General features: G+C 71.3%; 18 protein-coding genes. 11 read left to right on the plus strand and 7 right to left on the minus strand.

The window, feature by feature from the left end; all coding sequences use genetic code 11:
* Nucleotides 1-35: 35 nt before the first annotated feature.
* On the minus strand, nt 36-467 hold the full coding sequence (locus H343_RS28900) for a hypothetical protein (protein ID WP_037902328.1): 432 nt from the start codon (nt 465-467) through the stop codon (nt 36-38).
* Nucleotides 468-668: 201 nt separating this feature from the next.
* On the opposite strand from H343_RS28900, the gene H343_RS0104620 reads away from it, so the two are divergent.
* From H343_RS0104620 to fdhD, 7 genes are all read left to right on the plus strand, one after another.
* Nucleotides 669-2,075: an L-lactate MFS transporter gene (locus H343_RS0104620; protein WP_199778877.1), complete on the plus strand. Its 1,407-nt coding sequence runs from the start codon at nt 669-671 to the stop codon at nt 2,073-2,075.
* On the plus strand, nt 2,047-2,202 hold the full coding sequence (locus H343_RS35485) for an MFS transporter small subunit (protein WP_199778871.1): 156 nt from the start codon (nt 2,047-2,049) through the stop codon (nt 2,200-2,202). Before H343_RS0104620 ends, H343_RS35485 begins: the two co-directional genes overlap by 29 nt.
* A 191-nt stretch (nt 2,203-2,393) precedes the next feature.
* Nucleotides 2,394-3,371, plus strand: coding sequence for a 2-dehydropantoate 2-reductase (locus H343_RS0104630; RefSeq protein WP_028430179.1), 978 nt, complete (start codon nt 2,394-2,396; stop codon nt 3,369-3,371).
* Nucleotides 3,368-5,320, plus strand: coding sequence for a molybdopterin-dependent oxidoreductase (locus H343_RS0104635; RefSeq protein WP_028430180.1), 1,953 nt, complete (start codon nt 3,368-3,370; stop codon nt 5,318-5,320). Before H343_RS0104630 ends, H343_RS0104635 begins: the two co-directional genes overlap by 4 nt.
* 8 nt (nt 5,321-5,328) lie before the next feature.
* Nucleotides 5,329-7,302 carry an NAD(P)H-dependent oxidoreductase subunit E gene (locus H343_RS0104640; protein ID WP_028430181.1) on the plus strand — a complete coding sequence of 658 codons (1,974 nt, stop codon included), beginning with the start codon at nt 5,329-5,331 and terminating at the stop codon, nt 7,300-7,302.
* Nucleotides 7,299-8,165 (plus strand): 2Fe-2S iron-sulfur cluster-binding protein, encoded by an 867-nt coding sequence (locus H343_RS0104645; protein WP_028430182.1) that lies wholly within the window; start codon nt 7,299-7,301, stop codon nt 8,163-8,165. Before H343_RS0104640 ends, H343_RS0104645 begins: the two co-directional genes overlap by 4 nt.
* Nucleotides 8,166-8,266: 101 nt before the next feature.
* A complete protein-coding gene (fdhD, locus tag H343_RS0104650; RefSeq protein WP_028430183.1) occupies nt 8,267-9,127 on the plus strand; it encodes a formate dehydrogenase accessory sulfurtransferase FdhD in 861 nt (286 codons plus the stop codon).
* A 157-nt stretch (nt 9,128-9,284) separates the two neighbouring features.
* Here fdhD and H343_RS28905 read toward each other — a convergent pair whose 3' ends face one another.
* Complete coding sequence (locus H343_RS28905; RefSeq protein ID WP_078505000.1) at nt 9,285-10,409, minus strand: bile acid:sodium symporter family protein; 1,125 nt, start codon at nt 10,407-10,409, stop codon at nt 9,285-9,287.
* Nucleotides 10,410-10,701: 292 nt separating this feature from the next.
* Here H343_RS28905 and H343_RS0104660 point away from each other — a divergent pair, with 292 nt between their 5' ends.
* From H343_RS0104660 to H343_RS0104675, 4 genes are all read left to right on the plus strand, one after another.
* Nucleotides 10,702-12,528: a long-chain fatty acid--CoA ligase gene (locus tag H343_RS0104660; RefSeq protein ID WP_028430184.1), complete on the plus strand. Its 1,827-nt coding sequence runs from the start codon at nt 10,702-10,704 to the stop codon at nt 12,526-12,528.
* 249 nt (nt 12,529-12,777) lie between these two features.
* Complete coding sequence (locus H343_RS0104665; protein ID WP_028430185.1) at nt 12,778-13,614, plus strand: aldo/keto reductase; 837 nt, start codon at nt 12,778-12,780, stop codon at nt 13,612-13,614.
* A gap of 458 nt (nt 13,615-14,072) precedes the next feature.
* Entirely contained in the window at nt 14,073-14,660 is a 588-nt protein-coding gene (locus tag H343_RS0104670) for a sigma-70 family RNA polymerase sigma factor (protein WP_028430186.1), read from the plus strand.
* Nucleotides 14,657-15,568: an anti-sigma factor gene (locus H343_RS0104675; protein ID WP_037902332.1), complete on the plus strand. Its 912-nt coding sequence runs from the start codon at nt 14,657-14,659 to the stop codon at nt 15,566-15,568. Before H343_RS0104670 ends, H343_RS0104675 begins: the two co-directional genes overlap by 4 nt.
* 192 nt (nt 15,569-15,760) lie before the next feature.
* Here the strand turns inward: H343_RS0104675 and H343_RS0104680 are convergent, their stop codons facing one another.
* Genes H343_RS0104680 through H343_RS0104700 form a run of 5 tightly spaced genes read right to left on the minus strand, consistent with a single transcriptional unit; the run spans nt 15,761 to nt 21,273 of the window.
* A complete protein-coding gene (locus H343_RS0104680) occupies nt 15,761-16,585 on the minus strand; it encodes a DUF1295 domain-containing protein (RefSeq protein ID WP_028430188.1) in 825 nt (274 codons plus the stop codon).
* Nucleotides 16,582-17,889, minus strand: a complete 1,308-nt coding sequence (locus H343_RS0104685) for an SAM-dependent methyltransferase (protein WP_028430189.1) — start codon at nt 17,887-17,889, stop codon at nt 16,582-16,584. The genes H343_RS0104680 and H343_RS0104685 overlap by 4 nt, the downstream gene beginning before the upstream one ends.
* On the minus strand, nt 17,886-19,193 hold the full coding sequence (locus H343_RS28910) for an SAM-dependent methyltransferase (RefSeq protein WP_078505047.1): 1,308 nt from the start codon (nt 19,191-19,193) through the stop codon (nt 17,886-17,888). The genes H343_RS0104685 and H343_RS28910 overlap by 4 nt, the downstream gene beginning before the upstream one ends.
* An 8-nt stretch (nt 19,194-19,201) precedes the next feature.
* Nucleotides 19,202-19,957: a DUF1365 domain-containing protein gene (locus H343_RS0104695; protein ID WP_051264618.1), complete on the minus strand. Its 756-nt coding sequence runs from the start codon at nt 19,955-19,957 to the stop codon at nt 19,202-19,204.
* Nucleotides 19,954-21,273 carry an FAD-dependent oxidoreductase gene (locus H343_RS0104700; RefSeq protein WP_037902336.1) on the minus strand — a complete coding sequence of 440 codons (1,320 nt, stop codon included), beginning with the start codon at nt 21,271-21,273 and terminating at the stop codon, nt 19,954-19,956. Before H343_RS0104700 ends, H343_RS0104695 begins: the two co-directional genes overlap by 4 nt.
* Between the last annotated feature and the right edge of the window lie 109 nt (nt 21,274-21,382).

The following is a 21,382-nucleotide window of genomic DNA, read 5'->3' on the forward strand; positions in this document are numbered from 1 at the left end:
AGGAAGGCGCCGCGGGGCCGCGCCCCGGAGGCCGGTCAGGCGTGCCCGTCGCCGAAGTAGAAGTGGTTGACGATGCTGTTGTTGTCGGAGTTCTTGAAGCCGGTCTCGACGTTGTTGACGGTCAGTTGGGGCGTCGACTGCTGCGGCGCCTGACCGCCGTTCTGGCCGTTCCCGCCGTTTCCGCCGTTTCCGCCGTTCTCGCCGTGCTCGCCGTTCCCGCCGTGCCGGCCGTTCTCGCTGTGCTGGCCGTGCTGGCCGTGCTTCTGCGGCTCAGGGGCCTCGTGGCCGCCCCTCTCGCCCGTCCCACGCGGCCCCTGCGAGTCGGGGGCCTGGTGACCGCCGTCGCTGACGGACGACTCCGGCTTGGGCGCTTCGTGCTTTTCGCAGGCCTGCGCGGACGCGGCACCGGTGAGGGCCATACCTACGGCCGCGAGGCTGACGAGAACGGGGCGGATGACCGGTCGCATGTGATTGCCTTTCTCCTGGGTACTGACAGAACAAATCTGCGCATTCTGATGCAAATATGAAGAACGACACGCTTGAGTCGTTCCTGCGACCCTCAATCGGCGCACCCTGTGAACATCCGCCACGGCCCGCGGCATACAGTCGACAAAATCTGCCGGACCTCTGGTCATCGCCCCTTCAACTACCTAGGGTTCCGGCCCATGATGCCCGGGTTTCTTGATCGCTCCCATACCGTCGCCCCGCCTGGCTGGAGCCGGTGGCTGGTGCCTCCCGCCGCCCTCTCGGTCCATCTCTCCATAGGCCAGGCCTATGCGTGGAGCGTCTTCAAACCTCCACTGGAGTCCTCCCTCGGCCTGTCCGGGACGGCGAGCGCACTCCCCTTCCAGCTCGGCATCGTCATGCTGGGCCTGTCCGCGGCCTTCGGCGGAACCCTCGTGGAGCGCAACGGACCCCGCTGGGCGATGTCGGTCTCCCTGGTCTGCTTCTCCTCCGGGTTCCTGCTCTCCGCGCTGGGCGCGTCCCTGGAGCAGTTCTGGCTGGTGGTCCTCGGCTACGGCTTCCTCGGCGGCATCGGCCTCGGCATCGGCTACATCTCCCCCGTCTCCACCCTCATCAAGTGGTTCCCCGACCGGCCGGGCATGGCGACCGGCATCGCGATCATGGGATTCGGCGGCGGGGCACTGATCGCCTCCCCGTGGTCGGCGCAGATGCTGGAGACGTTCGGCTCCGACAGCGACGGCATCGCCTCGGCCTTCCTCGTGCACGGGCTGGTCTACGCCGCCTTCATGGCCCTGGGCGTGCTGCTCGTGCGCGTCCCCGCCGAGGGCTGGCGGCCTCCCTCGGGACGTACGCCCCAGGAGCGGCAGCGCAAGCGGCCCCTGGTCACCACCGCGGACGTCTCCGCCCGCAACGCCGTGCGCACGCCGCAGTTCTGGTGCCTGTGGGTGGTGCTGTGCATGAACGTGACCGCGGGCATCGGCATTCTGGAGAAGGCCGCACCGATGATCGGCGACTTCTTCGCCGGCACCTCCGCCGCCGTCAGCGCCTCCGCCGCCGCCGGCTTCGTCGCACTGCTCTCGCTCGCGAACATGACGGGGCGCTTCCTGTGGTCGGCCACCTCCGACGTGATCGGCCGCAAGAACATGTACCGGGTATATCTCGGAGTCGGTGCGCTGATGTACCTGGCCATCGTGCAGTTCGGCGACACCTCCAAGCCGCTGTTCATCGCGTGCTCGCTGGTCATCCTCTCCTTCTACGGCGGCGGCTTCGCGACCGTACCGGCGTACTTGAAGGACCTGTTCGGGACGTACGAGGTGGGCGCCATCCACGGGCGGCTGCTGACCGCGTGGTCGATGGCCGGCGTGCTGGGGCCGCTCATCGTCAACTGGGTCGCCGACTCCCAGGCGGAGGCGGGCCGTTCGGGACCGGAGCTCTACGGCCTGTCCCTGTCCGTCATGATCGGGCTGCTGGCCGTCGGCTTCGTCGCCAACGAGCTGGTGCGGCCCGTCAATCCCAAGTACCACGAGCCCGCACCCTCCACGGACCGGGCCGGCGACGACGCACACGAGGAGGCGGCGGCCGATGACGAACGGCGCGAGCAGCACACCTGACGGAAGCGCGGCGGCGGAGCCCTCGCGGATTCCGCTGAGCATCCTGGCCTGGGTCTGGGTGGGCGTGCCGATGGCCTACGGACTCTACGAACTGGCCCACAAGGCCGCGCAGCTCTTCACCGGCTGACCGGCCTGCGTGCCTCCCTCTCCGGGCGCCGGACCGCCGGCGGGGAGAGGGAGGCACGGCGGTGACATTTCCGGGCGAACCAAGCCACTGCACACCCCTTGCCGGTTCACGATGGCGAGTGTATACAATATTCTGTCGACCATCCCAGTTCCATCCCACGCTCGGTCCCCTCAACCGAACGGAGAGCGGATATGAAAGTCGCAGTGGTCGGCGCCGGTGCAATCGGCGCCTACGTCGGAGCAGCTCTGCATCGAGCGGGCGCCGATGTCCATCTCATCGCCCGCGGAGAGCACTTGACGGCCATGAAGCAGCACGGCGTCCAGGTGCTCAGCCCGCGCGGTGACTTCACAGCGCGCGTGCACGCCACAGACGACCCGGCCTCCATCGGGCCGGTCGATTACGTCTTCCTGGGGCTGAAGGCCAACTCCTACGCGGCGTGCGGGCCGCTGGTCCACCCCCTGCTGGGCGGGAAGACGGCCGTCGTGGCCGCGCAGAACGGCATCCCGTGGTGGTACTTCCACGGTCTCGAAGGCCCCTACGAGGGCCGCCGCGTCGAGAGCGTGGACCCGGACGGAGCGGTCAGCGCGGTGCTCCCTCCCGAACGGGCCATCGGCTGCGTCGTCTACGCCGCGACCCAGCTCCAGGGGCCCGGTGTCGTACAGCACATGGAAGGCACCCGCTTCTCCGTCGGCGAGCCGGACACCACCGACTCGGCGCGGTGCGAAGCCTTCAGTGAGGCCATGCAGGCAGGCGGCCTCAAGTGCCCCGTCGAGGCGGACATCCGCAACGACATCTGGATCAAGCTGCTCGGCAACATCGCCTTCAACCCGCTCAGCGCCCTCTCCCGCGCGACGATGGCGCAGATATGCCGCCACCAGGACACCCGGGCGCTGGTGGAGACGATGATGCGCGAGACCCTTGCGGTGGCCGAGGCCGTCGGCTGCCGCCCGGACATCTCAGTCGAACGGCGCCTGGCCGGAGCCGAACGCGTCGGCGACCACAAGACCTCCACCCTCCAGGACCTGGAGAGCGGCAAGCCCATGGAGCTGGACGTGCTCCTGGCCGCCGTGGTCGAACTCGCCGCGCTGACACGCACCCCCGTGCCGAAGCTCTGCGCCATCCACGCCGTCACCGACCTGCTGGCACAGACTGTAAGGAGCGCGGCATGAGCAAACGCGAGCGCGGAAAAGCACCGTCGACGCAGTACCCGCGGCTGACCCACCCCCTGGTGCGGGACGAGAAGGGCGGACCGCTGCGCCGGGCGAGCTGGGACGAGGCGCTGGAGAGGGCGACGGAGGGCTTCCGCCGGATTCGCCAGGAGCACGGGCCGGACGCCTTCGGGATGTTCTCCTGCGCCCGGGCGACGAACGAGATGAACTACGTCGCGCAGAAGTTCACCCGTGTGATCATGGGCACCCACAACGTGGACTCCTGCAACCGCACTTGTCACGCGCCCAGCGTCGCCGGCCTGACCGCCGCGCTCGGCTCGGGCGGCGGAACCTCCTCCTACGAGGAGGTCGAATCGACGGACCTGATCGTGATGTGGGGCTCCAACGCCCGCTTCGCGCACCCCATCTTCTTCCAGCACGTGCTGCGCGGCATCCGCAACGGCGCCCGGATGTACGCCGTCGACCCGCGCCGTACCTCGACCGCCGAGTGGGCGGAGAGCTGGCTCGGTCCGAACGTCGGCACGGACATCCCGCTGGCGCACGCGATCGGCCGCGAGATCATCCACTCCGGCCTGGCCAACAGGGCGTTCATCGAACGGGCCACGAGCGGCTTCGAGGAGTACGCGGCCGAGGTGGAGCCCTGGACGCTCAGCGCGGCCGAGGAGGTCACCGGCGTGCCCGCGGAGGCGATCCGCGACCTCGCGCACGCCTACGCCACCGCCGAACGGGCCCAGCTGTGCTGGACCTTGGGCATCACTGAGCACCACAACGGCACCGACAACGTACGCGCCCTGATCAACCTCTCCCTGCTGACCGGCCACGTGGGCCGCTACGGCTCGGGACTCCAGCCGCTGCGCGGCCAGAACAACGTGCAGGGCGGGGGTGACATGGGCGCCATCCCGAACAAGCTGCCGGGCTTCCAGGACGTCCTGGACCCGGAGACCCGGACGAAGTTCGAAGCGGCGTGGGAGACCACGCTGGAGCCCCGGCACGGACGCAACCTCACCGAGATGTTCGAGGCCATGGAGTCGGGCGAACTGCGCGCCGTCTACTGCATCGGTGAGAACCCCGCCCAGTCGGAGGCCGACAGCGGGCAGGCCGTCGAGCGCATGGAGGCTCTCGAACACCTCGTCGTGCAGGACATCTTCCTGACGAAGACAGCCGAACTGGCCGACGTCGTCCTGCCGGCCACAGCCGCGTGGTGCGAGACGGACGGCACCACCACCAACAGCGAGCGTCGCGTGCAGCGCGTGCGCAAGGCGGTCTCACCCCCGGGCGAGGCCCGCGAGGACATCGACATCATCTGCGACATCGCCGCACGCCTGGGCCACGACTGGAAGTTCGCCGACTCGCAGGCCGTCTGGGACGAGCTGCGCGCCGTCTCACCCGACCACTACGGCATGACATACGAGCGTCTCGCCGAGCACCAGGGCATCCAGTGGCCCTGCCCCAGCACGGAACGCATCGAACCGACGTACCTGCACGGGCGGTTGTGGGAGACGGAGCCCGGCGCACGCGGCAAGCCGGCGGCGTTCGGCATCGTCAAGCACGACCCTCCGGTCGACCACACCGACGAGCAGTACCCGCTGCGGCTGACGACGGGACGACGCCTGGACTCGTACAACACCGGTGTGCAGAGCGGGAGTTTCGCCTCCCCGCTGCGCCGCGGCGAGTACGTGGAGCTGTGCCCCGAGGACGCCGAGCACTACGGCGTGACCGCGGAGGAGGAGGTCCGGGTCAGCTCCCGTCGCGGTTCGGTGGTCGCGCCCGTGTGGATCGACCCGGGGCTGCGGCCCGGCCTGGCCTTCATGACGATGCACTTCCCGGACGAGGTCGACACCAACCTGCTGACCATCGAGGCCAATTGCCCCATCGCCGGGACCGCCGAGTTCAAGGCGTCCGCGATACGGATCGAGAAGCTGCCGGTCCCGGCAGCCGTGAGGAGCTGAGAGCTGCGATGGACCTGCGCTTCGGTGACAGCAAGCCGACGGACGAGGAGAAGGCCGCCGTCGACGACCTGCTCGGCCCGCCCCCGAGCGCGTGGGAGGGCGCGGACGACCGCAGTACCGCCGATCTGCGCTGGGCCACGGGCGGCCGGGAGTCGCGGGAGCGGCGCGACCTGCTGTTGCCGGGGCTGCACGCGGTCAGCGACCGGGTGGGCTGGATCAGCGAGGGGGCACTGGCCTATCTGTGCCGGAGGCTGACGGTTCCGCCCGCGGAGGCCTACGGCGTCGCCACGTTCTACTCGATGTTCTCCATGCGTCCGCGTCCGGCGACCGTCGTGCACGTCTGCACGGACATCGCGTGCGCGGCGGCGCCCGGCGCGGACGCGTTCCGGGCGGATGTGGAGAGGCGGCTCGGCCCCGCCGGGCAGGCCCGTGACGGCGCGGTGTGGGAGCCCAGCCCCTGTCTGGGCCTGTGCGAGCGCGCACCGGCGGCCCTCACCGTACGGGCGGGCGTACAGGGATGCCCGGCCGGCGCCGGGACAGCCGGGACAGCCGGGACAGCCGGGACAGCCGGTGCCAACGGCAACGGGCCGGCGGCCGGGGCTTCCGGCGCGGCGGCCGGGGTCACCGTGCCGGACGGGCGGACGTACGCCACCGCGGTGGTCGCCCCCGCCACCGCCGAGGCCGTCGAGGCGGCGGCCCGCGCCCCGCAGGACGCTCCGGAGGAGCCCCACGCGGGCCTGGCCGTGCCTCAGGCCGGCGACCCCTCCCTCAAACTGCTCTCCCGCATCGGCGTCGTCGACCCGACATCGCTGGACGACTACCGCGCGCACGGCGGATACCGCGCGCTGCGGCGGGCGTTCGCGATCGGGCCGGCCGAGGTCCTGCGGGAGGTCACCGACTCCGGGCTGGTCGGGCGCGGCGGCGCGGCCTTCCCCACGGGCCGCAAGTGGCAGGCCACGGCTGCCCAGCCCGACCAGCCGCACTACGTGGTCTGCAACGCCGACGAGAGCGAGCCGGGCACCTTCAAGGACCGGGTGCTGATGGAGGGCGACCCGTACGCCCTGATCGAGTCGATGACCATCGCGGGCTACGCCACCGGCGCGCACCACGGCTACCTCTACCTGCGGGGTGAGTATCCGCGCGCGCTGCGGCGGCTGAACCACGCGATCGAGCAGGCGCGGGCGCGCGGGCTGCTCGGCCCGGACGTGCTCGGCCAGGGCTACGCCTTCGACATCGAGATACGGCGCGGCGCGGGCGCCTACATCTGCGGTGAGGAGACGGCCCTGTTCAACTCGCTGGAGGGCTACCGCGGAGAGCCGCGCTCCAAGCCGCCCTTCCCGGTGGAGAAGGGGCTGTTCGGCAAGCCGACGGCCGAGAACAACGTCGAGACCCTGGTGAACGTGCTGACGGTGCTGGAGCTGGGTGCCGAGGCGTACGCCGCCATCGGGACCGGCAACTCCACGGGCCCCAAGCTCTTCTGCGTCTCCGGCAGCGTCGAGCGTCCCGGCATCTACGAACTGCCCTTCGGCGCGACGCTCGGTGACCTGCTCGGACTCGCGGGCGCCGCCGGGGACCTGCGGGCGGTGCTGCTCGGCGGGGCGGCGGGCGGCTTCGTTCGCGGTGACGAACTGGACATCCCGCTCACCTTCGAGGGGACCAGACAGGCCGGGACGACGCTCGGTTCGGGCGTGGTCCTCGCACTGGACTCGAGCGTGCCGCTGCCGAGAATCCTGCTGCGCATCGCGGAGTTCTTCCGCGACGAGTCCTGCGGCCAGTGCGTGCCCTGCCGCATCGGCACCGTACGTCAGGAGGAGGCGCTGGGCCGTCTCGCCGAGCGGGCCGAGGGGCCCGACGCGGCCACCGACATCGCGCTGCTCCGCGAGGTGGGAGAGGCGATGCGCGACGCCTCGATCTGCGGTCTGGGCCAGACCGCGTGGAACGCCGTGGAGTCCGCCATCGACCGACTGGGAGCCTACGCATGACAGCCGTACCGCTGAATCCCCCGCGCCGTCTCGTGGAGTTCACGCTCGACGGCGAACCTGCCCGGGTCCCGGAGGGCTCCACGATCCTGGACGCCTGTGAGGCCGCGGGCAAGGACGTCCCCACGCTCTGCTACGGCGACACGCTCACGCCGAAGAACGCCTGCCGCGTCTGCGTCGTCGAGGTGGAGGGCGCCCGTACGCTCGCACCCGCCTGCTCACGCCGCGCCGAGGCCGGCATGGAGGTCCGTACCGACACCGAACGCGCCCGGCACAGCCGCAAGATCGTCCTCGAACTGCTCGCCTCGGCCACGGACCTGTCCACGACCCCCGGGGTCGCACAGTGGATCAAGGAGTACGAGGCGAAGCCCGACCGGTTCGGCGCGGACGCCGCCACTCTCAACGACGGGCCCAAGGTCGACAACGACCTGTACGTCCGCGACCTCGACAAATGCATCCTGTGCTACAAGTGCGTGGACGCCTGCGGAGAGCAGTGGCAGAACACCTTCGCCATCTCCGTCGCGGGCCGGGGCTTCGACGCCCGTATCTCCGTCGAGCACGACGGCCCGCTCACCGAGTCCGCCTGCGTCTACTGCGGCAACTGCATCGAGGTGTGCCCGACGGGCGCGCTGAGCTTCAAGTCGGAGTTCGACATGCGCGAGGCGGGAACCTGGGACGAGGAGGAGCAGACGCAGACCACGACGGTGTGCGCCTACTGCGGCGTGGGCTGCAACCTCACCCTCCACGTGCAGGACAATGAAATCGTCAAGGTCACCTCACCGCACGACAATCCCGTCACGCACGGGAACCTGTGCATCAAGGGCCGCTTCGGCTATCAGCACGTCGGCGGTGGGAACGCGGGCTGACGGACGCCCCCGTCCGGTCCGGCTGAACAGCGGGACCGGACGGGGCGCGGGCGGTACGGACGACCGGCCGGGGCACGAGACTCACCGACGGGACTGATCGAATGGGACGGGTCACAGAGCGACGGCGTGTGCTGCGCATCCGGGACGGGGCTGTCACCACCCGCCCCGACACCCTCGTCGCCGAGGAGCCGCTGGAGATCCGGCTGAACGGCAAGCCGCTCGCCATCACCATGCGCACGCCGGGTGACGACTTCGCCCTGGCCGCGGGCTTCCTCGTCAGCGAGGGTGTGCTCGGCGCGGCGGAAGAGCTGGCGAACATCGTCTACTGCGCCGGGGCGACGGATGAAGGCTCCAACACCTACAACGTGGTGGACGTCCGGCTCGCGCCCGGCGTCCCCGTGCCCGACATCGCGCTGGAACGCAACGTCTACACCACCTCCTCGTGCGGCCTGTGCGGGAAGGCCAGCCTGGACGCGGTCCGTACGACGGCACGCTGGTCCGTGGAGGAACCGGACCAGCGCCACCCACCGGTCCGGCTGGAGCCCGCCGTGCTCTCCCGCATGCCCGACCGGCTGCGGGCCGCGCAGCGGGTCTTCGAGCGGACGGGCGGGCTGCACGCGGCGGGGCTCTTCAGCTCCGAGGGTGAACTGCTCGACCTGCGGGAGGACGTGGGGCGCCACAACGCCGTCGACAAGATCGTCGGACGGGCGCTCCAGCAGGGCACGCTCCCGCTGCGGCAATCCGTGCTGATGGTCTCCGGCCGCGCCTCCTTCGAACTCGCGCAGAAGGCGGTCATGGCGGGCATTCCGGTGCTGGCGGCGGTCTCGGCACCGTCCTCGCTGGCGGTGGACCTGGCCGCGGAGACGGGGCTGACGCTCGTCGGCTTCCTCCGCGGGACATCGATGAACGTGTACGCGGGCGAGCACCGTCTCGCGCTGCGCACAACAGCCGGCCGGGCCTGACGGTCCTCGCCTGCTGCACGGGATAGGGCTCGGCCGGCGGGAGGCGCCCCCTGCGTCGGCCGGGCCCTGCCGTGCGTCCCGAGCCGTACGCGCGGGCTGTGACGGACGCCGTGGACGGGCCGGGGTCGTGCGGGGCCGGACTCCCGCGCGGGCCACTTCAGGTGCCGGTGAACGCGCCGGAAGCGCGTCCGGCTCCCCGGACGGTCCCCTCCCGTACGGGCTCCTCCCGTACGGACCCCCCGCCGTCACTTCCTTCCGCTGCCGCCGCTCCCTCAGCTCCGGCGTGCGCCGTGCCGCCGGTGCCGCCGCCCGCGCCGGTGCCGGTACGGGTGGCACCGTCCCCGAAGCGGCGTGCGAGGAACGCGCAGACGATGAGCTGCATCTGGTGGTACAGCATCAGGGGCAGCACCGCGATGCTCGCGTGCGCCCCGAACAGAACGCTGGCCATGGGCAGTCCGGCGGCGAGCGACTTGTTGGAGCCGGCGAAGACCGCCACGACGCGGTCGGCGCGCACGAAACCGAGCCTGGCCGACCCGTACCAGGTGAGCGTGAGCATCAGCGCCAGCAGCACCGCCTCCACGCCCAGCAGGCCGACCAGGCGCAGCGGAGTGACCCGGCCCCAGATGCCCTCGTTCATGCCCTGGCTGAAGGCCGTGTAGACGACGAGCAGGACCGCGCCCCGGTCGACCAGGCCGAGGACCCCCCGGTGCCGGGTGAGCAGAGAACCGATCCAGCGGCGCAGCAACTGCCCGGCCAGGAACGGCGCCAGAAGCTGGCTGACGATCCCCACGAGCCCGTCGGTTCCGACCGCCGCGTGGGAGCCGATGAGCCACGCCGCGAACAGGGGCGTGGCGGCCATGCCGAGCAGGCTGGAGTAGGTGCCGGCGCAGATGGCGGCCGGCACGTTGCCGCGCGCCACCGAAGTGAAGGCGATGGAGGACTGGACGGTTGAGGGCACGACACACAGGAAGAGCAGCCCCGCGTGCAGTTCGGACGTCAGCACGTGGGGCACGAGTGCGTACGCGGCCAGCCCGAGCAGCGGGAAGAGGGCGAACGTGCACAGGACGACGGCCAGATGGAGCCGCCAGTGCCGCATGCCCTCCACGGCCTCCCGGGTGGAGAGCCGAGCGCCGTAGAGGAAGAAGAGCAGACCGACGGCGGCCTTGCTGCTCCAGGCGAACCCCGAGGCGGCCGCGCCGCTCGCGGGGAGCAGCACGGCGAGAAGGACGGTGCCGAGGAGCAGAGCGACATAGGGGTCGGCCAGTCGTGCCAGGCGGCGCATGAGCTCCCTCGGCGCGGTGCGGCCGCGGGCGCGAGGGGATGCTGTGAGCTGCGCGTACGGGCCGTCGTGCGGAACGTTTCAGGGCATCCTCTCGCGCGCGGCGGGAGCGTTCTCACTCGGGGGAGGTTCGGTGCAGAAAGCTCGTACGATGTGCAACAACCTGACAACCCCTTTCCGAAGTGCCTGAAATGACCGACTGGCTGGTATTCACAGCTCTCCCCACCGGCCCTGTCATCGGATACGGTCACTCCGCCGTGCCGTACAGCTGCACTGCATGCGAGGAGCAGACCCATTGCGCGAGTTCACCGTCCCGGCTGCGGCGCCCACGCCCCAGGTTGGAGGGCTGGCCGACGCCGTCTTCGATCACGCCACCGAGGACCCGGAGAGGGTCGCCCTGTCCCGCAAGGACGCGGCGGGCAACTGGCAGGACGTGACGGCGGCGGAGTTCCGCGATCAGGTGATGGCCATGGCCAAGGGGCTGCTGGCGGAGGGCCTGCGCTTCGGTGACCGCGTCGCGGTGATGTCCCGCACCCGGTACGAGTGGACGCTCCTGGACTTCTCCCTGTGGGCGATCGGCGCGCACGTGGTCCCCCTCTACCCCACCTCCTCCGCCGAGCAGGTCTGCTGGATGCTGCACGACGCGGAGGTCTCGGCCGCCGTCGTCGAGCACGAGGACCACGCGATGACGATCGGGTCCGTCATCGACCGGCTGCCGAAGCTGAAGCGGCTGTGGCAGCTCGACGCCCAGGCCGAGAAGGAGCTGATGGCGGCGGGCACCCACATCGAGGACGACGTCGTGCACCGGCACCGGCTGGCGGTCACCCCGGACTCCACGGCCACGATCATCTACACCTCGGGCACGACGGGCCGCCCCAAGGGCTGTGTGCTCACCCACGCCAACTTCATGGCCGACGCCGACAGTCTGATCGCCCGGTACCAGCCGGTCTTCAACGCCAAGCCCAGCGAGCCGCCGTCCCTGCTGCTCTTCCTGCCGCTCGCGCACGTCTTCGGACGGATGGTGCAGCTGGTGTGCATACGGGGCAAGATCAAGCTGGGCCACCAGCCGGTGATGGCGGCGGAGGCTCTGCTGCCGGACCTGGCGTCCTTCAAGCCGACGTTCATGCTCGCCGTGCCGTACCTCTTCGAGAAGATCTACCAGGCGGCACGCCGCAAGGCCGAACGCGAAGGCAAGATCGAGCCGTTCGAGAAGGCCGTGGAGGTCGCCGTCCAGTACGCGGAGGCGGTCGAGAACCGCGCGTTCCGCACCGGGCCCGGCCCCAGCCCCGCCCTGCGGCTCAAGCACCAGATCTTCGACAGGCTGGTCTACAGCAAGCTGCGCGCCGCCATGGGCGGACGCTGCCGGGGCGCCATGTCGGGCGGCAGCGCGATGGAGCGGCGGCTCGGGCTGTTCTTCGACGGCATCGGCATACGGATCTACGAGGGCTACGGGCTGACCGAGACCAGCGCGGGCGCCGTCGTCAACCCGCCGGAGCGCACGCGGTTCGGCACCGTGGGCCGCCCGCTGCCCGGTACGACGGTGCACATCGCCGAGGACAACGAGATATGGCTGCGCGGCGACCAGATCTTCCAGGGCTATCTCAACAACCGCAAAGGCACCGACGAGGCCCTGCACGACGGCTGGCTCGCGACCGGCGACCTCGGCGCACTGGACGAGGACGGCTATCTCACGATCACGGGCCGGAAGAAGGAGATCCTGGTCACCTCCAACGGCAAGAGCGTCTCCCCCGGCGTGCTGGAGGAACGGGTCCGCGCCCATCCCCTCGTCGCACAGTGCATCGTCGTCGGCAACGACCGTCCCTACATCTCGGCGCTGGTCACCCTCGACCCGGACGCGGTCTCGCACTGGCTGCTGATGCGGGACAAGCCGGACCTCAAGGACACGGATCTGGTGCGTGACCCCGACCTGGAGACCGAGGTGCGGCGTGCGGTGGTCGCCGCCAACACGCAGGTCTCGCAGGCCGAGTCGATCCGTACCTTCCGGATACTGGCCGCGCATTTCACCGAGGAGCAGGGCTTCGTGACACCTTCGCTGAAACTGAAGCGCAAGGCGATCGAGAGCGCGTACGCGGTCGAGATCGAAGCGCTGTACAGCCACTGACCGCAGGCGGCCGGCGCGGACGGGGCCGAAGGGGGCGCCAAGACGCCGGGACGCCGGGACGCCGGAACGCCACGCAGAAGGTGAGCGGGCCTCCCTTTCGTCCGCTCTCTTCGGGGTACACGCGTTCCCGCGGGCGTTCCCGGCGGGGAAGGCCGTCCCGCCCGGCGGGAAAGGAACGCCCCGGTGCCGGTGACTGCCGGCACCCACCGAAATCAGCAACCTCAATGCGAACGTGAGGACCGATCGCTCGTGAGCAACGTTCCCTCCATCACCCTCAACAACGGCAGTGTCATGCCGCAGCTGGGCTTCGGCGTCTGGCAGGTGCCCGACGACGAGGCGGCGAGCGCCGTGAGCACCGCGCTGGAGGCCGGGTACCGCAGCATCGACACCGCCGCCATCTACGGCAACGAGCGCGGCACGGGCCGTGGCATCGCCTCCTCCGGCGTCCCCCGTGAGGAGGTCTTCGTGACCACCAAGCTGTGGAACGCCGATCAGGGCCACGACTCGACGCTGCGTGCCTTCGACGCCTCGCTGGAAAAGCTCGGCCTGGACCATGTGGATCTGTATCTCATCCACTGGCCGATGCCGGACGTCGACAAGTACGTGGAGAGCTGGAAGGCCTTCGAGAAGATCTATGCGGAGGGCCGCGCCAAGGCAGTCGGCGTCTCCAACTTCCACCCCGCGCACCTGCAGCGGCTCCTCGACGAGACGGGCACCGTCCCGGCCGTCAACCAGATCGAGCTGCACCCGCACCTCCAGCAGGACGTCCCGCGGGCGTTCCACGCCGGCCACGGCATCGCCACCGAAGCGTGGTCCCCGCTCGGACAGGGCAAGGACCTCCTCCAGGAGCCGACGCTGACGGCGGTCGCCGAGAAGCACGGCAAGACGCCGGCGCAGGTCGTGCTCCGCTGGCATCTCCAGCTCGGCAACGTGGTGATCCCCAAGTCCGTCACCCCCTCCCGTATCCGGGAGAACATCGACGTCTTCGGCTTCGAGCTGGACGATGAGGACCTGCGCACGATCGCGGGGCTGGACTCCGGCACCCGTCTGGGCGCCGACCCGGACGAGATGAACTGGATGGGCTGACCGCACCACATCCCCCACGGGACAGCCGGACACGCCGCCGCCCGGGACCGTCCGGGACCGGCGTCCGCCGTGGGTACAGGAGTACGGACGGCGGCGGCGCACCGGCCTCGCACACGGCTCCGGCGCATCGGGGATGCGCCGGAGCCGGCTCGGGGCCGTGCCCGGAGCGAGCCGTGCCGGACCGTGCCGTCACGGCTCGGGCCGGGACTGAGCGGGCCGGGAGTGAGCGGGCCGGGACGGCCGATGCGGCCGGGCGGAGCGCGGCCGGCGCTCCGTGGGAGGGTTGCCGCCCGGGACCAATCCGTCCGTCCCCCGGCGACGAATGAACCCCGAACGCAGCTCCCGGGAGGAACGATGGGCTCGCCCTGGCCCCGCGTACGCACGCGGCAACCACAGCACGCTCCGACAGCGCTCTTCGGGCGGGCACCCGTCCCCGTGCCCGAGGTCGGTGCCGCCCCGTGAACGAATCCGTGCACATCGCCGGTGCGGGCGACGGAGCCGGTCCGGACCTCGCGGAGCTGCTCACAGAGGTGGCCAGGGGCGACCAGGACGCCTTCGCCGCCGTCTACGACCTCATCGCCGGACCCGTGCTCGGGCTGGTGCGCAGCGTGCTGCGCGACCCGGCCCAGTCGGAGGAGGTCGCCCAGGAGGTCCTGGTGGACGTCTGGCGTACGGCCGCGCGCTTCCAGCCCGACAAGGGCAGTGCCATGTCCTGGGTGATGACCTTCGCGCACCGGCGGGCGGTGGACCGGGTGCGCTCCGCACAGGCCGCGGCCGACCGCGAGCAGCGGGCGGCGCTGCTGGACCAGACACCGGCCTTCGACGAGGTCACCGAAGCGGTGGAGGCACGGCTGGAGCGTGAGCAGGTGCGCCGCTGTCTGCGTACCCTCACAGAGCTCCAGCGCCAGTCCCTGACCCTGGCCTACTACCGGGGCCTGACCTACCGGGAGGTCGCCGAGCTGCTGGCGCAGCCCCTCGGCACCGTCAAGACACGGCTGCGGGACGGCCTCATCCGGCTCCGCGACTGTCTGGGGGTGACGATGTGACGGGCGAGGCGGAACTGCACACGCTGACCGGCGCATACACGGTGCACGCGCTGCCGGACGACGAACGCCGGGAGTTCGAACGGCACTTGGCGATCTGTCCCGCGTGCGAACGGGAGGTGTCTGAACTGAGCGCCACAGCGGCACGGCTCGGTCTGGCGCTCTCCGCGGCGACACCGCCGGAGATGCGCGAGCGGGTACTGCGGCGGATCACGCACGTACGGCAGGAGCCTCCGAGGCTGTCCGGTGACGCGCCGGAGGGCGCGGAAGGCGCACGCACGGACGGGGCAAGCACCGACGGGGCAAGCACCGACGGGGCAAGCACCGGCGGGGAGACGCCGCGGACGGGCGGGGGCACGGACGGGAAGACGGCCCGGAGCACCGGCCGGGGGGCAGGGGGTGGCACCGGCGGGCGGGGGCGCCGGCGGCTGCGCACACTGCCCCGCCTCGCGCTGGCGGCAGCGCTGGCCGCGGCAGCCGCCTTCGGCGGTGTGGCCGCCTGGCAGTACCAGGCGGCACAGGAGGCCCGTGAGCAGGCCGAGCAGTCGCGCCAGCAGCAGGAGGAACTGGCACGGGTGCTGGCCGCGCCCGACGCGCGGGCGACGCCGAGCACCGACCTTCCGGGCGGCGCGAGCGGCACGGTCGTCGTCTCCCGCGAACGGGACCGGGCCGCCTTTCTCGCGACGGGAATGGGCGCGCCTCCCAGCGGCAAGGTCTACCAACTCTGGTTCGACCAGGGGGAGAAGATGCGTTCGGCCGGGCTGATGGAGGGCGGCTCCGACAGCGGCGCCGTACTGATGGACGGCGGAATCGGTCAGGCGTCCACGATGAGCATCACGGTGGAGCCCGCCGGCGGTTCGCAGCAGCCCACGAGTGAGCCGCTGGCGCAGATGCCGCTGCCGGAGGCGTGAGGCCGCTCACCGACAGGGCCGGCGCGCGGTCATCCGGTCGCGCCCGGCCCCCGGCCGGTCCCGTCCGCCGCCCAGCGAAGCCGCCGCGTCGTCGTCGGGGGCGGTCCGTCCGCACCGACGGAGACTGCCGCGCGCGTGCGGGGGGACTTTGACCGAGTCCGGCCGCCGGCAGCTGCCGGCGGCCGCTCCGGCTCAGCCCGCGTCGGCGTCGCGGCGCGGCGGCAGGGGGAAGAAGCCGCTGGTGCGGGCGGCGTACTCCGCGTAGCCGGGACGCTCCCGCATCTGCCGTTCCAGCAGCCGCTTTCCGCTGCCCATGGTCAGCAGCAGGCTCATCACCACGGGCGAGACCAGCGTCAGTGCCGCCACCGCCCAGTCGCCGCAGGCCAGCAGGAACAGGCCCCACCAGACCATGAAATCGCCGAAGTAGTTCGGGTGGCGCGTGTACCGCCACAGGCCGCGGTCCATGATCCGGCCCTTCAGGCCCAGGGCACGGGACTCTGCCCGGAAGCGGGCGAGCTGGGCGTCGCCGACCGTCTCGAAGAAGAAGCCCGTCAGCCAGGCCGCCACGCCCACGGCCGCGAGCGGGCCCATCGCCATTGGCAGATACATCGCGGCCTGTACGGGCAGGGAGACCAGGGCCACCAGCGCGCCCTGGAGCAGGTAGACCATCCGCAGCGCGTACAGGTGCGGGTTGCCGGGAGCCTTGGCGAGCATCCGGGCGTAGCGGGGGTCCTCGCCGTGGCCGCGGCCGCGCAGCGCGATGTGGCCCGACAGCCGCAGCCCCCACAGCGCCGTCAGCACGGTCACGGTCAGCCGCCGCCCGTCGTGCCCCTGGCCGTCGGAGAGGACGAGGGAGACCACGGCCACGGCGGTGAAGGCCAGGCCCCACGCCACGTCGACGATCCGGTGCACGCCCTTGGCCAGCGCCACCGCGAAGGTGACGAGCATGACGGCGAGCGCGGCGGCGCAGGAGGCGGCGACGTTGAGACCGAAGTCGCCCCAGGGGAATCCGTTCACCGGTCACCGGCCTCCATTCCGCTGCGGCCCTCCGCGTCGGGCCGTACCGCGAGGATCTGGTCCACGCCCATCCGACGCTCCTCGAAGGCGAGCATGCCGCCGATCAGATAGAGCCTCCACACGCGTGCCGCCTCCTCACCGACCATGGCCGTGAACTGCTCCCACCGCTCCTCCAGGGTGCGGTGCCAGGCGGCGACCGTACGGACGTAGTCCTCGCGCAGCGACTCCACGGTGCGCACCTCCAGCCCCGCCCGCTCCAGCAGCGAGACCGTCTCACCGAGCGGACGCATGTGCATGTCCGGGGCGATGTAGGTCTCGATGAAGGCTCCGCCGCCGGGGGCGTCACCGCCGCGGGACATCTGCTGCACGAGCAGCCGTCCGCGGGGCCGCAGCTTCGCGCGCAGGGACGCGGCGAAGGCCGGGTACTCGGCGTTACCGACGTGTTCGCCCATCTCGACGGTGCTGACGGCGTCGTAGGTGGCGGCCTCGATGTCGCGGTAGTCCCGCAGTTGCACGTCGACCAGCTCCTCCAGACCCTCCTCGCGTACACGCCGCCGCACCGTCCCGGCCTGCTCGCGCGACAGGGTGACGGCGGTGACCCGTGCCTGGTGGTGCCGTGCGGCGTGCAGCGTGAGCGAGCCCCAGCCGCAGCCGACGTCGAGCAGCCGTGCCCCGGGACGCAGGGCCAGTTTGCGGCAGATGAGTTCGAGTTTGTCGTACTGGGCGTCGGCCGGCCCGTAGGCGGGATCGTCGGGGCGCTTCCAGTATCCGCAGGAGTAGGCCATCGACTCGTCGAGCAGCAGGGCGTAGAAGTCGTTGGACAGGTCGTAGTGGTGGCTGATGGCGGCGCGGTCACGGGATCGGCTGTGCAGCCGCCCGCCGAGGCGGGCACGCGGCGCAGGCACCGGCGGCCGGGGGCCGAGCGCGCCGAGCCGCACCAGCAGGGCCACGGCCCGGGCGCGGTCGGCGGGGCTCATGCGCACTCGGCGCAGACGCCGGGACCGTACGGAGCGCCAGACGGTGCGCAGACCGTCGGCGAGGTCGCCCTCGATGTCGAGTTCTCCCGTGATGTAGGCCTCGGCGAGGCCGAGTTCACCGGGCTGCCACAGCAGTCTGCGCAACGCGCGGCGGGAGCGCAGCACGACCACGGGGGCGTCCTGCGCGACGGCCCCGCCGCCGTCCTCGGGCACATGGCCGGGGGCGGTGGTGCTGCCGTCCCAGGCGCGCAGAGGCAGGGGCAGCGGCCCGCCGAGCACGTCCTCGATCAGCGGGGTGAGCCGGTGTGCCGCACCGTTGCGTTTCACTGTGCGCTCTTCTCGTTCGGGGGCGCGGTCGACGCGGGTTCGGTCGACGCGGGTTCGGTCGACGCGGGTCTGGTCAGCAGCAGTTGCTTCACATCGAGGTAGCCGGAGCGGAAGCCCGCCTCGGAGTAGGCGAGATAGAAGGTCCACATGCGGCGGAAGGTGGTGTCGAAGCCGAGGGCTGCGACTTCGGGTGCATGTGCTGTGAAGCGTTCGCGCCACAGCCGCAGGGTCTCGGCGTAGTGGGGCCCGAAGCCCTCGTGCCGCGCGAGGCGCAGTCCCGTCGACTTCCTTGTGGTGGCGGCGACGGCTTCGAGGGAGGGCAGCAGCCCGCCCGGGAAGATGTACTTCTGGATCCAGGTGTGGGTGCGGCGGCCGGCCAGCATCCTCTCGTGCGGCATGGTGATGGCCTGAAGGGCGGCTCGTCCGCCCGGGGCGAGCAGCTTGTCCAGGACGGCGAAGTAGTCGGGCCAGAACTCCGCGCCCACGGCTTCGATCATCTCGACGCTGACGACGGCGTCGTAGGAGCCGGTCAACTGCCGGTAGTCGCGCAGCAGTAGAGTCACGCGCTCCTGCTGCCCGGCGGCGCGCACGCGCTCCCGTGCGAGGTCGAGCTGCTCCTGGGAGAGGGTGACCGTGACGACGTGCGCACCGCGGCCGGCGGCGCGCAGGGCGAGTTCGCCCCAGCCGGTGCCGATCTCCAGCAGCCGTGTGCCGGGGCCGACTTCGGCCAGATCCAGCAGCCGGTCGATCTTTGCGTGCTGGGCGCCGCGGAGTTCGGGCCAGGTGGCGGGGAGGGTGCGGAAGAGCGCCGAGGAGTAGCTGAGGGTGTCGTCGAGGAAGAGGGCGAAGAGGTCGTTGGACAGGTCGTAGTGGTGGTGGATGTTCTCCCGCGAGTGGGTCTGCGTGTTGCGCTGCCGGGGCGGCTGGCGCCGGGCCCACAGGCCGCGCAGCCTCTGCAGCGGGCGCGGTACGAGAGTGGTGACGTGCTCCGCGAGGACGGTGAGCGGGCCGACGAGGTCGGGCGCGTCCCACTCCCCTGCCATGTAGGACTCGCCGAAGCCGATCAGCCCCGACCGCCCGATGCGGCGGAAGAAGGAGTCGGGGTCGTGCAGTTCGAGCAGCGGCCCGCCGAGTCCGAGGATCTCGCCGTCGCCGGCGCGTACCCGCAGGGGGAGCCGTTCGAAGGCGCCGCGCACGATCCTCTGCGCGACGGCGGTGCGTATCGGCGCGGGACGGGGGACGTCGGCCACGTCCGGCCAGCGACGGTGGTCCACGGCCGGGCCGGGAATGGGTTCCGATGGCATGTGCAGGCTCACTCCAGACCCTCCTGGATCCGGTGTCGGGGACGGGGACGTATGCGAAGACCGCGCAGTAACAGCCGGACGCCGTGCCAGCGGATGGCCGCGGAGACGGCGAGCGTCGGCCAGGGGTGCCTGAGCGTCGCCCTGAGCAGCCCCGCTGCGCCGGCGGGCAGGCGCCTGCCCCGTACGGTGGCGGTGAACGGGCTTCCCTCAGCACGCTCCAGACGCACCGTCAGCCGCAGGTTCTCGCCGGGTTCGGGCAGGCGCATCCGGTACTCGCCGTCGACGGGGAAGAACGGCGAGACGTAGAACTCCTTCGCGGCGGAGGCCACTCCGTCCCCGTCGGTGTGCAGCAGGTAGCAGTGGCGTCCGCCGTAGGTGTTGTGCACCTCGGCCACCACGAACTCCCTCCCGCCGTCCTGCCCGTGGCACCAGTAGAGGGTCAGCGGGTTGAAGACGTGGCCCAGCACGCGGGCGTTGGTGAGCATCAGCACCCGGCCGGGGGCGGCGACACCCCGGGCGGCGAGGAACCGCTCCAGCCCCGCGCGGATCGTGGGCGCGCCACCGCCGAAGTGGTCGCGGCTCTCGAAGCGGGCGAGGGGACGCAGCAGGCGCGGCAGCCGGGGCGGCCGGTCCGGATCGGTCAGCCACATGTAGGTGCGGTGCCGGACGGTGTGACGCAGCGGGCGGGTGCGTACGTGCGTCACCAGGCACTCGTAGAGTGCCGCTCCGTAAGGCGGCGCGTCCGCCTGTGCTGGTGCGGTCACCAGCGCACCCCCAGCGCCGCGGCCGCTCCGGCGCCCGAGCGGCATCCGTCCTCGTGGAAGCCCCAGCCGTGGTAGGCGCCGGCGAAGACGGTGACGGCGGAGTCGAGTTCCGGCAGCCGCTGCTGGGCCGCCACCGACTCCGGTGTGTAGACGGGGTGTTCGTAGACCATGCCGGCGAGGACCGTGTCCGGGTCGACGCGGTCCCCGCCGCCGAGCGTGACCACGTACTCCTCGGGGCCGTCGAGCCGCTGGAGCCGGTTCATGTCGTAGCTGACGCGGACCGAGGAGGCGGAGGCGCGGCAGCCGGGCATCAGGTAGTTCCAGGAGGCACGCGCCCCGCGGGCGGTCGGCAGCACCGACGAATCCGTGTGCAGCAGCGTGGAGTTGCGGGAGTACCGGAACGCTCCGAGGACTGCGCGCTCGGTCGAGGTGGGAGCGGCGAGCAGCCGCAGCGCCTGGTCGGCGTGGGTGGCCAGCACGACCGCGTCGTAGTCGTGGGTGGAGCCGTCCTCGGTGACGATCTCCGCGCCGTCCGCGAAGCGTCTGACGGTACGCACCGGCGTGGAGGTGTGCACGGCGGTCAGCTGCTTGCAGGCGGGTTCGACGTAGGCGCTGGAGCCGCCCGTGACGGTACGCCACGACGGCGAGCCGCCGACGCTGAGCATGCCGTGGTTGTCCAGGAAGCGGAAGAGGTACCGGGCCGGGTAGTCCAGCGCCGTCACGGGATCGCAGGACCACACCGCGGAGACCAGCGGGGTCATGAAATGCGCGGTGAAGTAGGAGGAGTAGCCGCCGCGGGCCAGGAACTCCCCCAGCGTGCCGGCTGTTCCGCTTCCGCCCCCGGCCCCGTGACCGGTCCGCTCCCCGTCACGGGCCAGTACACGCCGTGCCTGCCGGTGGAAGCGCGGGATCTCGGTCAGCATCCGCAGATAGCGCGGACGTACCAGGCTGTCCGGCCGGGCGAAGAGCCCACGCGGACCGCGCGCACCCGCGTACTGGAGACCGCAGCCCTCGCACCGCACCGACATGCTCATCTCGGACTCCTGGGTGCGCACGCCGAGTTCGCGGAAGAGCCGCAGCAGCATCGGGTAGGTGCGCTCGTTGTGCACGATGAAGCCGGAGTCGACCCGCTGGACGCGGCCACCGGCCGAGGCGACCTCGTGGGTGTGGGCGTGACCGCCGGGCCGGTCGTCCGCCTCGTACAGGGAGACCTCGTCCGTGCGCCGGAGCACGTGCGCGGCGGTCAGTCCCGCAACTCCGCTGCCGATCACGGCAATCCGGCGCCGCTGTGCGCCCCCGCCACTGCGCTCCTCCATGCCGCCCCTTACGTGTGTCCGGAAAACATGCCTCTCTGAACGTCGTTCGGAGCCGTGCGTGCGGCGGCTTGGTCCCGTGACGGAATTTCCTCCGACGGGCTGAGCTGCG

Source organism: Streptomyces sp. TAA204 (assembly GCF_000424965.1).

What these genes read in the sequence shown, in the direction of transcription:
- H343_RS28900 (WP_037902328.1), bottom strand. Translation starts at nt 467, where the DNA reads ATGCGACCGGTCATCCGCCCCGTTCTCGTCAGCCTCGCGGCCGTAGGT.
- H343_RS0104620 (WP_199778877.1), top strand. Translation starts at nt 669, where the DNA reads ATGCCCGGGTTTCTTGATCGCTCCCATACCGTCGCCCCGCCTGGCTGG.
- H343_RS35485 (WP_199778871.1), top strand. Translation starts at nt 2,047, where the DNA reads ATGACGAACGGCGCGAGCAGCACACCTGACGGAAGCGCGGCGGCGGAG.
- H343_RS0104630 (WP_028430179.1), top strand. Translation starts at nt 2,394, where the DNA reads ATGAAAGTCGCAGTGGTCGGCGCCGGTGCAATCGGCGCCTACGTCGGA.
- H343_RS0104635 (WP_028430180.1), top strand. Translation starts at nt 3,368, where the DNA reads ATGAGCAAACGCGAGCGCGGAAAAGCACCGTCGACGCAGTACCCGCGG.
- H343_RS0104640 (WP_028430181.1), top strand. Translation starts at nt 5,329, where the DNA reads ATGGACCTGCGCTTCGGTGACAGCAAGCCGACGGACGAGGAGAAGGCC.
- H343_RS0104645 (WP_028430182.1), top strand. Translation starts at nt 7,299, where the DNA reads ATGACAGCCGTACCGCTGAATCCCCCGCGCCGTCTCGTGGAGTTCACG.
- fdhD (WP_028430183.1), top strand. Translation starts at nt 8,267, where the DNA reads ATGGGACGGGTCACAGAGCGACGGCGTGTGCTGCGCATCCGGGACGGG.
- H343_RS28905 (WP_078505000.1), bottom strand. Translation starts at nt 10,409, where the DNA reads ATGCGCCGCCTGGCACGACTGGCCGACCCCTATGTCGCTCTGCTCCTC.
- H343_RS28910 (WP_078505047.1), bottom strand. Translation starts at nt 19,193, where the DNA reads ATGCCATCGGAACCCATTCCCGGCCCGGCCGTGGACCACCGTCGCTGG.
- H343_RS0104700 (WP_037902336.1), bottom strand. Translation starts at nt 21,273, where the DNA reads ATGGAGGAGCGCAGTGGCGGGGGCGCACAGCGGCGCCGGATTGCCGTG.